The sequence below is a fragment of the Bradyrhizobium sp. genome (assembly GCF_016462955.1).
Classification (GTDB): Bacteria; Pseudomonadota; Alphaproteobacteria; order Rhizobiales; family Xanthobacteraceae; genus Bradyrhizobium.
The window spans coordinates 1-2,763 of the sequence record NZ_JAEMSD010000290.1; the positions used below are offsets into that span (position 1 = coordinate 1).

The following is a 2,763-nucleotide window of genomic DNA, read 5'->3' on the forward strand; positions in this document are numbered from 1 at the left end:
ACCCAGGCCGGCGCCATTGGCGAAACCGGCGGCTCGTTCGGCATCGTCAAAACTGGCGCAGGCAAGCTGATCCTGGCCGGCGCCAACACCTACACCGGCGGCACGACCATCAACGCAGGCACATTGCAACTCGGCAGCTCCAGCGGTGCCGGGTCGATTGTGGGAACCATCACCGTCGGTGCCGGCGGCACATTCGACGTCGTCAACGCCGGCACGAGCGGAATCACGGGCATCGCGAACGGCGGGACCACGAACTTTCGCAACAGCAGCAGTGCCGGCACCGCCAACATCACCAACGGCGGCACCCTGAACTTCAACGAGACGAGCACCGCCGGGACCGCCAACATCACCAACAGCGGCGCCGGCAACGTCTACTTCAACAATTCGAGTTCGGCGGGCAGCGCGACCATCATCAGCGACAACAACTTCCTGTATTTCAACGATACCAGCACTGCGGGCAGCGCAAACATCACCAACAGCGCCAACAGCAGAGCCATTTTCCAAGGAAACGCCACGGCCAGCACCGCAACCATCACCAACAGCGCCTACCTGTATTTCTACGGCAGCAGCACGGCCAGCAACGCTGTCATCACCAACAGCGAATGGCTGTCTTTCAACGAAACCAGCACGGCTGGCAGCGCCACTCTCACCAACAATCGCTGGCTGTATTTCTACAACACCAGCACGGCTGGCAGCGCGACCATCACCAACGCCGATTTGCTGGTTTTCCGCGACAACTCCACGGCCGGCAACGCGTCCATCACCAACAGTAACACGATCAATTTCGTCGTCGGTAGCACGGCCGGCAGCGCTGTGATCACCAACAACGCCGGCGGAACGACCACTTTCCAGGACAATTCAACCGCGGGCAACGCGCAGCTGATCAACAACGCGGCCAATGCCGTCTTCGATTTCTCCGGCAGCTCCGGCCCGAACGGCGACCACAAGCTCAGCGCCGGCTCGATCGCCGGCAACGGCACCTTCTATCTCGGTGCCAACGAGCTCACGGTCGGCGGCAACAATCTCTCGACAACCGTCAGCGGCGTGATCGCGGACGGCGGCACGAGCGGCGGCACCGGCGGCTCGCTGGTGAAATCAGGCACCGGTACGCTGACGCTGTCGGGCACCAACAGCTATACCGGCGGCACCACCTTCGCCGGCGGAACGGTCAGCGTCTCCTCCGACGCCAATCTCGGCGACCTCGCGGGCGGCCTGACCTTCAACGGCGGTACCCTGCAAATAGCAGGCACGGCATTCAACGCCACCACACGCACCGTCAATCTGGGTGCCGGCGGCGGCACGTTCGACATTGCGGACGCCGCCAACAATTTCGTCATCAGCCAGGGCGTCAGCGGCAGCACGCTGACCAAGTCCGGTGCGGGAACGCTGACCCTGACCGGCGCGGCAAGCTTTTCCGGCGCGATGGTGTCCGCCGGCACCCTGATGTTCGACGGCAATGCGATGGCCGGCAATGCGACCATTACCAACAACGCGCAGCTGGTCTTCGCAACCAGCGCCACGGCCGGCGACGCCACTATCACCAACACCAATCAGTTGACGTTCTACGGCAACACCACAGCCGGCAACGCCGTCATCTCCAACAGCGGCAATGTGCTATTCGACGGCAATTCGACGCCCGGCAGTGCACAGCTCATCAACACCGCGTCCAGCGCCGTTATCAACTTCTTCACCCCCGGCCCGAACAGCGACGGCAAGCTCACCGCCGGCTCGATCGCCGGCAACGGCCGCTTCGACCTCAACGGCGCAGAGCTGGCGGTTGGCAGCAACAACCTGTCGACCGTCGTCACCGGCGTGCTCACCGGCGACGGCAGCATCACCGGGATATCGCTGATCAAGGTCGGCACCGGCAAGCTGACCCTGTCGGGCGTCAACACCTACACCGGCGCGACCGCCGTCGACGGCGGCACGCTCGCGGTCAACGGTTCGATCGCTGCATCGAGCGGTATCACCGTGAACAGCGACGCCATTCTCGGCGGCACCGGCATCGTCGGCAACACGACGATTGCGAGCGGGGGCGCGCTGGCGCCCGGCAATTCCATCGGCACGCTGACCGTCAGCGGCAATCTGGCGTTCGCCGCCGGCAGCTTCTACACGGTCGAGATCTCCACGACCGCAGCCGACCGCACCAACGTTTCGGGCACCGCGACACTCACCGGCGCCACGGTGCAGGCACTGGCCATTCCCGGCAGCTTTCGCGGCCAGACCTTCACGCTTCTGAATGCGAGCGGAGGAATCGGCGGGACGCAATTCGCCGGGCTGACCATCGCCGGAAGCTTCAGCCCTGCCCGCAATCCGCGCCTCAGCTACGACCTCAACAACGTCTATCTCGTGCTCGATCCCGGCAAGATCGAGCTGCCGGCCGGAACGAGCGGCAACCAGACCGGCGTCGCCGGCGGCATCAACAACGCGGTCGAGAGCGGCGCGACGCCACCGGCCGGCTTCGATACACTGCTCAACATGAGCGGCGCGCAGCTCAACCGGGCCCTCAGCGAGGTCTCGGGCCAACCCGGCGCCGCCAGCACGCAGGCCGCGTTCAACGCCATGCAGCAGTTCCTGGACATGCTCGACCCGGTCGGCGGTGGCATGGACGGCGAGCGCAGCATGAACGGCAGCACGCTCGGCTATGCCACCACCACACAGGGCGACGCCAGGATGCGCGAAGCCTATGCCGCGGTGACGCCGCGCGAGACAAGCGGCGATGTCATCGACGCGCTCGCGGAGTCGTTCGCGATGCGGGGCGTG

General features: G+C 65.0%; 1 protein-coding gene. It reads left to right on the top strand.

All coding sequences use genetic code 11. The features are described 5' to 3' along the window. Nucleotides 1-2,763 (top strand): autotransporter-associated beta strand repeat-containing protein (locus tag JHD07_RS25110; protein WP_291626922.1); only part of this gene is annotated, 2,763 nt, incomplete at both ends.